This is a genomic window from Massilia sp. CCM 8734 (assembly GCF_011682155.1).
GTDB lineage: Bacteria > Pseudomonadota > Gammaproteobacteria > Burkholderiales > Burkholderiaceae_D > Telluria_A > Telluria_A rubra.
On record NZ_WHJI01000087.1, the window covers coordinates 1 to 7,490 of the forward strand.

The 7,490-nt window shown below is 67.0% G+C and carries 6 protein-coding genes and 1 pseudogene; all 7 read right to left on the reverse strand.

The features are described 5' to 3' along the window. Positions 1-166 precede the first annotated feature (166 nt). The 7 genes and pseudogenes from F2P46_RS35050 to F2P46_RS35080 all read right to left on the reverse strand — a co-directional run bounded on the left by F2P46_RS35050 (position 167) and on the right by F2P46_RS35080 (position 7,335). Positions 167-931, reverse strand: a complete 765-nt coding sequence (locus tag F2P46_RS35050; protein ID WP_166899044.1) for an SDR family NAD(P)-dependent oxidoreductase — start codon at positions 929-931, stop codon at positions 167-169. A gap of 46 nt (positions 932-977) precedes the next feature. After that, positions 978-1,601, reverse strand: coding sequence for a 2-dehydro-3-deoxy-6-phosphogalactonate aldolase (locus F2P46_RS35055; protein WP_166899046.1), 624 nt, complete (start codon positions 1,599-1,601; stop codon positions 978-980). Positions 1,602-1,618: 17 nt separating this feature from the next. Continuing rightward, positions 1,619-2,494, reverse strand: coding sequence for a 2-dehydro-3-deoxygalactonokinase (locus tag F2P46_RS35060; protein WP_166899047.1), 876 nt, complete (start codon positions 2,492-2,494; stop codon positions 1,619-1,621). 232 nt (positions 2,495-2,726) lie between these two features. Then, positions 2,727-3,689, reverse strand: a complete 963-nt coding sequence (locus tag F2P46_RS35065) for a LysR substrate-binding domain-containing protein (protein WP_166899049.1) — start codon at positions 3,687-3,689, stop codon at positions 2,727-2,729. Between the two features lie 113 nt (positions 3,690-3,802). Then, a pseudogene (gene araH, locus F2P46_RS35070) lies at positions 3,803-4,747 on the reverse strand (L-arabinose ABC transporter permease AraH); the annotation flags it as partial. 38 nt (positions 4,748-4,785) lie between these two features. Further along, positions 4,786-6,342, reverse strand: a complete 1,557-nt coding sequence (araG, locus tag F2P46_RS35075) for an L-arabinose ABC transporter ATP-binding protein AraG (RefSeq protein ID WP_166899053.1) — start codon at positions 6,340-6,342, stop codon at positions 4,786-4,788. Positions 6,343-6,348: 6 nt separating this feature from the next. Continuing rightward, positions 6,349-7,335 (reverse strand): arabinose ABC transporter substrate-binding protein, encoded by a 987-nt coding sequence (locus tag F2P46_RS35080; RefSeq protein WP_166899055.1) that lies wholly within the window; start codon positions 7,333-7,335, stop codon positions 6,349-6,351. Positions 7,336-7,490 lie beyond the last annotated feature (155 nt).

A 7,490-nucleotide genomic window follows, 5' to 3' on the forward strand; every position in this document is an offset into this window, starting at 1 on the left:
GCTGGGCGAGGCCAGATTTTGACGATTTCGCAGTGCCAATAGCGAGCTATTGGCCGAGAAAGCGGCGAAATAGGGACCGTCCCAGGTATTTTTGCAGCCGACGATCCCAAGTCCGACAGGCTGCTAGGCACGCCGGCAACACCGTCCCGGCGCGGCGTCAACCGCATCAGGTCCAGCCGGCGTCGACCACGAATTCCTGGGCTGTGATCATGCGGCTGTCGTGCGCGCCGAGAAACAGCGCCATGCTGGCCACGTCGGCCCCGACGATGCGCCCTGGTAAGCACTGCTTGTCATCCATGGCGCGCTCGCCGGCCGGGTCCACCCATTTGTCGAGCTGGCGCGGGGTCATCACCCAGCCCGGCGTGAGCGTGTTGACGCGGATGCCGCTCTTGCCGTATTCGCGCGCCAGGCTGCGCGTCAGGCCGTTCACGGCCGACTTGGCCGTGGCGTATACCGGGTAGCCGGCCACCTTGTTCTTCCAGCCGGTCGAGCCGAGGTTGATGATGGCGCCGCCGCCGCGCCGCTGCATGCCTTCGATCACCGCCTGGGCCGCGAAGAAGGCGACCTTCAGGTTGATCGCCATCTTGGCGTCGAAATACTCCGGCGTGACGTGCAAGAAGTCGTGGCGCTTGTCGTTGGCGGTGTTATTGACCAGCACATCGAAGTCGCCCAGCTTCTCGCCGGCCGCCTTGACGCTGGCGCGCAGCGCATCGATATCGGACAGGTCGCAGCCGATGAAGTACGGCGTGTGCGCAACGGCGCCGGCCAGGCCGTCGACCAGTTCGGTGGACGAGGCGATGTCGCGATCGGCGAAGGCCACGCGCGCGCCCTGGCGCGCAAAAGCGGCCACGATATCGGCCCCGATGCCGGAGCCGCCGCCGGTGACGAAAACGGCTTTGCCGGCCAGGCTGGGATAGTTCGCAAATTCCATGAGGGTTCCTGCTTGTTGGTGTTGATCTGGAGGTTGACGGTCGCGCTTACGTTTTCTGCGTGGTGTTCCAGGCGTCGACGAACGCTTGCGCGCGCGAGCTGAGGATCTCGGGCGTGGTGCCGGGCGAGTACAAGGCCCCGCCGATGCCGAAGCCGGTGGCCCCGGCCGCGACCCAATCGGCCATGGTGTCCGGCGTGACGCCGCCGACCGGCCACAGGGGCGTGCCCGCCGGCAGCACGGTCTTGAACGCTTTCAGGCCGGCGTAGCCGACCACCTCGGCCGGAAAGATCTTGAGGGCGTGGGCGCCGGCGGCGAGCGCCTCGAACGCTTCGCTCGGCGTGGCCACGCCGGGCGCGCACAGCATGCCGAGGGCGGCGGCGCGCGCGATCACTTGCGCGTTGCAGTTCGGTGCGAGCAGCATGCGACCGCCGGCCGCGTGCACCGCGTCCACGTCGGCCACGCTGAGCATGGTGCCGCCGCCGACGATGGCGCCGGCCGGCGCCATGCGCGCCAGCAGCGCGATCGATGCGAGCGCGCCGGGGCGGTTGAGCGGCACTTCGAGCAGGCGAAAGCCGGCCCCGAACAAGGCCGCCCCGGCCGCTTCGGCCTCGTTTTCTTGCAGGCCGCGCAAGATGGCGACCAGGGACGGCTTGAATTGAGTGGTATCCATGATAGTCGTGTCCATCACTAAACGCTTTCGAAAAAATAGGCCAGCGCGGCCAGGTAAACGTCGTCGGGGTCGTGCGCGCGCGCCGGCATGCCGAAGTGCGCGGCCGCGCGCTCGTAGTGCGCGGCGAGCAGCGGCGAGCCGATGATGTCGATGGCGCCGTCGGCGTGGCCCTGCGCGGCCACGAATTCGGCGCCGATCAGCAGGCCGCTCACGAACGAACGCGCCTGCGTCGCCGCCATCGTTTTCGACACCACGCGCGCGCGCACGCCGAACAGCGCGTTCGACAGCGCTCGCGCGCGCCGCGCTTCCTGCAGGCCGGCGGCAAAGGCGCTGTCGTCGTCAAGCCCGCCCGCCATCAGCGCGGCCAGGGTGCCGCCGGCGGCCAGCATCGAGAACAGTTCGCCGGTCATGTAGGTCACCAGCTGGTCGACCTTGCCGGCGCGCAAGTAGACCCACTTGCTGTGGGTTCCGGGCAGCACCACCCAGCCATCGAGCAGGCCGCGCCCGACCGCGCCGAGCAGTTGCGTCTCTTCGCCGCGCATCACGTCCACCGCGCCGTCGCGGGTGCAGTAGCCGGGCACGATGAAGCAGCCGGGGTGGCCTGTCACGCTCGCCAGGTGGGCCGGCAGGCCGGTCAGCGGGACTTTGGTGTTGAGATAGGGCACTTCCTGCCAGCCGCTGGCCGAGCCGACCATGCCCGACATCACGACCGCGACGTCGGGCGCCACGCCCATCCGTTCGCGCAGGCTTGCCAGCGCGCCGGCGAAGTCGCCGCCGACAGCGAGCATGCCCTGGTCGTCGGCATGGCGGGCGAGGCACTTGCCGTCGCGCCGGACCAGGTAGGCCCGGCGGTTGCTGGTTCCCCAGTCGATTCCAAGTAATTGCGTGTGCATGCTTCCCCTCATGATAGGTACGACCAGCCGGGGCGCGGGCGCCATCCGGCGTCGGCCGTTCCCCGCTCGTGCGGATTGTCCGCGCCGCTGCGGGCGATTGTTTGATTGGTCAGCTTATCGACACCAAAACGCCGCCGAAGTTTCAACAGCGCGCCCTCGGGCGCATGATGACGATGCTACCGGGTCCTGGGAGTTGATTCCAATTGCTTATTTAAGAATTGGCATGCCGGAATCATATAGATGAGTTCGCTTTCGGATAGCGCAGCGCCGCCACTTCGCGCATCGTGGCCAGCATGCTCTCGGCCCCCGGCGAGAGCTGGTGGTGACGGCGCGTGATGATGCCGTACATGTCCATGCGGATGCCCAGGTCGAACGGCAGCACGGTCAACAGGCCCGTTTGCAGGTAAGGCTGCACCAGTTCCAGCGGCAGCGCCACCACCATGTCGCTGCCGGTGAGCAGGTGCGCGATGACCGGCAGGGCCAGCGTTTCGACCGTTTCGGCCGGCGGCTCGAGGCCGCGCGCGAGGAACAAGGCGGTCAGACGGTCGCGCAAAATGCTGCCGTTGGGCGGCAAAATCCAGCCCTGGCGCGCCAGTTCGTCCAGCGTGAGGCCGGTGCGCCCGGCCAAGGGATGGCCGGCGCGCGCGATCAGGCTGTGCGGTTCGTCGGTGACCGGTTCGAAGTGCAGTTCGGCGGCGGCCCCGGTGTCGAGAATGCGCCCGACCACCAGGTCGAGCTCGCCGGCGCGCAGGCGCTGCACCAGGATCTTGCTGGTATCGACGCTGATCGACACATGCACGCGCGCGTGGCGCGCCTTGAGCAGGTTGACCGCCTCCGGCACCATGCGGGTGGACGGCGTGAGAACGGTGCCCACGTCGACCCGGCCGCGCAGGCCGGAGAGCAGTTCCATGACTTCCTGGTGGGCGGCGTCCATTTCGGCCAGGGCGGCGCCGGCGCGGCGGATCAGCACCTGGCCGTACCAGGTCGGCGCCACGCCGCGCGGCAGGCGCTCGAACAACTGCACGCCGAGCGCGTGTTCAAGTTCGCCGAGCAGCTTGGAGGCGGCGGGCTGGGTCAGGTTCGCGGCCTGGGCCGCATGCATGATGGAGCCGTGCCGGCCAAGCTCCACCAGCAACACCAGATGGCGGGTTTTGAGGTGCGAGCGGACAAATCGGTCGGAGCGTGGATCGGGCATGGATGGCTGTCGGGGTCGGGGATGTCGATGATATATGCGCAGTGGCCAAAACGTCAACATGTATGACCTCCTATCTCAGCGCTTGCGCACGCCGCCGCCCTCCGCACCGCATGTTACGTCCGCCGTTCGCCGCGCGTCTTCAACTGGTCGAGCAGCACCGCCGCCAGCAAAATCGAGCCGCGCACCAGGTACTGGTAGAAGGAATCGACATTGAGCAGATTCATCACATTTTCCACGGTCCCCATGATCAGCACCCCGATCAGCACCCCGAAAATGCGCGCCTTGCCGCCCTGCAGCGACACGCCCCCCAGCACGCAGGCCGAAATCACATCGAGCTCGAACCCCTGCGCCGCATTCGGCTGGCCGCTGGTGATGCGCGACGCCAGGATCAGGCCCGCCAGCGCGGTGACCAGCCCTTGCAGCAAGAAGATCCAGACGCGCAGCTTCTCGACCTTGACCCCCGCCAGGCGCGCCGCTTCCGGATTGCCGCCGATGGCCAGGGTATTGCGTCCGAAGACCGTATGATTGAGCAGCACCCCGAACACCAGGAAGCAGGCGCCCGCCACCAGCACCGGCAGCGGCAATCCCAGCACCTGGGCGTCGCCGAAAGCGATAAACGCGTCGGAATTGATCCCGACCGCCTGCCCTTGCGAGGCGATAAACGCCAGCCCGCGCACCATCAGCATGGTGGCCAGCGTGGCGATCAGCGCATTGACGCGCAGGTAGGCGATGAGCACGCCGTTGCCGGCGCCGATCAATGCGCCGGCGCCCAGGCCCGCGCCAACGGCCAGGGTGACGCTGCCGGTGCGTTCCAGGACCATGGCCCCGAGCACGCCGGCAAAGGCGATGGTGGAGCCGACCGACAGGTCGAAGTCGCGCGAGGCCAGGCACAGCATCATGGTGCAGGCGACCATGCCGATCTGCGCGACCGACAGCATCAGGCCGACCACGTTGGCGACCGAGAAGAAGTTATCGACCGTGGCCGCCAGCACGGCGAACAGCACCGCGTAGGCCAGCGGCATGCTGTATTCGATCAGGAGCGCGCGCTGGCGGTTGGCCAGCGCCGGGGCGCCGCCGTGGGTGACTGGGATGGTGCTCATGCGGTTCTCCGGGAGGTGGTATCGGCGTTGTCGCCGTTGTTGTCGTTATCGTTCGTCTTATTGTCGATATCTGTCAGCGTATCGGGCAGCGCCAGGCGCAGCACCGCTTGTTCGTCGGCGCTGGCGCGCGCCAGTTCGCCCACGATGCGGCCGTCGCGCATCACCGCCACGCGGTCGGCGATACCCAGCACTTCGGGCAGTTCGCTCGAAATGACGATCACGCAGCAGCCGCGCGCGGCCACGTCGTCGATGATGCGGTAGATGTCGTTCTTGGCGCCCACATCGATGCCGCGCGTCGGTTCATCGAGCACCAGCACCTTCAGGTCCGGTTCGGCCAGCCAGCGCGCCAGGATCACTTTCTGCTGGTTGCCGCCCGAGAGCAGGCGGATTTCCTGCTCGCGGCTGGGGGTCTTGATGCGCAGGCGGGCGATGAATTCGTCGGCCAGCGCAGCCTCGCGCGCATGGCGCAGGAAGATCCCGCCCAGCAGCGCATGGCGGCGGCAGCTGATGTTGATGTTCTCGGCCACCGAGGACTGGGCCAGGATGCCCTGCTCCTTGCGGTCTTCCGGACACAGGACGATGCCGGCGGCAATCGCCGCCGACGGGCCGCCCATCGGCACCGCCACGCCGTCGAGCACCACGGTGCCGGGCAAGCGCTTGTCGGCGCCGTACATCTGGCGCATCAATTCGCTGCGCCCGGCGCCGACCAGGCCGAAGAAACCGAGCACCTCGCCGGCGCGCACGGAAAAGTCGCAGCCATCGGCCATGCCGCGCACCACCAAGCGCTCGGCGCCCAACTCCCGTTCGCGGTAGCCGTAGATGTCGCTCAGTTCACGCCCGACCATGTCGCTGATCAGGCGCCCGCGCGGCACGTCGGCCATGACCGGGTGGGTGGCGACCTTGCGCCCGTCGCGGAAGATGGTGCAGGCGTCGCACAGCGCGTACAGTTCTTCCAGCCGGTGCGAAATGTAGATCAGGGTGCGCCCTTCGGCGCGCAGGTCGCGCACCAGGCGAAACAGGATCTCCGTTTCGCGGTGCGACAGGCTGCTGGTGGGCTCATCGAAGGCGATGACCTGGGCGTCCTGCATCACGGCCTTGCAGATTTCGACCATCTGGCGCTGCGCGATCGACAGGTCGGCCAGGCGCGCATTCGGGTCGAGGTCGACGCCGATTTTCGCCAGCCGCTCCGACACCAGTTTGTTGGCGGCGCCCTTGTCGAGAAAACCCATGCGGGTCGGCATCCGGCCGAGCAGGACGTTCTCGGCCACCGTCAACTCGGGAACGTACTGCAGTTCCTGGTGGATGATCGACACGCCGGCGGCGATGGCGTCGCTGGCCGAACCGAAGCGCACTTCGCGCCCGTCGAGCAGCAAGCGCCCGCCGTCCGGGCGGTACTGCCCGCCCAGGATCTTGAGCAGGGTCGACTTGCCGGCGCCGTTTTCGCCCAGCAGGCCATGCACGGTTCCGGCATGGGCCTCGAAGCTCACGCCCCCGAGCGCGATCACGCCGGGGAAGTGCTTCGAGACCTGGTCAAACTGGAGATAGGCGGACATCGTCGATCACTGTCCCATCTCGGCGCGCACCTTGTCGGCATTGGCGCGCGTCATCAGCATGCCGGCGGTGAGCGTTTCCGCCGCCGGGACCTTGTTGGTCGCGATCCAGTCGTACAGGTTGGCGGCGGTTTCGTAACCGTGGCGTTTCGGGCTGATCATCACGGTGCCGAAGAAACCGGTCGGCTGCGGCTTGGCGAATTCGTTCTGCGCCGTCTTGCTGCCGCCGATGCCGATGCCGATCATGGCGTCGGCGCGCATGCCGCGTCCTTCGGCGGCGCGCACCGCGCCCATCACCGATTCGTCGTTCAGGGCCACCGCGACCCACTTCTTGAAACGCGGCTGCTTGGTGTAGGCGATGTTGGCGGCGTTGAAGGCCGACTCGGTATCGGTCTTCGCTTGCGTGGCGTCGATCACGTTGGCCGCCGGTACGCCGGCCGCCTTGAGCGCGTCGACCGCGCCCATGGTGCGCTCCTTGGCCGTCGGCAGCTGGTCGTAGGCCACCCGCAGGACGCCGACTTCGGCCGGGTTCCAGCCGCGCGCCTTGATTTCGGCAACCAGACCGGCGCCCACTTGCTTGCCGATGTCGTAGCCCGAAATACCCATGTGCGGCACCGACGCCAGCGGCTTGCCGGCGCCGTCCAGCAGGCGGTCGTCGACCGAGATGACTTTCATGTTATTGCGCTTGGCGGCGCGTTCGACCGCCTTGCCCAGCTTGACGTCGGGTGCGCAGATGACGAAGCCCTGGGCTTTTTGGGCGGCCAGGTTGTCGATCGCGGCGATCATTTTTTCGCCGTTCGGAATGCCGATCTTGATCAGGGTGAAGCCCTTGTCCTTGGCGGCCTGCTCGGCGAAACGCCATTCATCCTGAAACCACGGTTCCTCGGCCTGCTTGACCAGGAAGCCGATCTTGACCGGATCGGCCGCGTGGGCGGCGCCGAAAGCGCATGTCACCAGGGCGGCGGCGGCGAGTTTTGCAAAGGTACGTAATTTCATGGTGGTCTCCTGTTGTCTTAGTTATTGGGTAACTGTTTAGCCCTGACCGTTGTAAACGCGCAATTGTAAACATTCCGATATCCGGGCATGATGCCGGTCATGGTAAAACTTGCCCCTCTTCCCGACCTCTCGACTCTCTCGCATCCCGAAAAAGA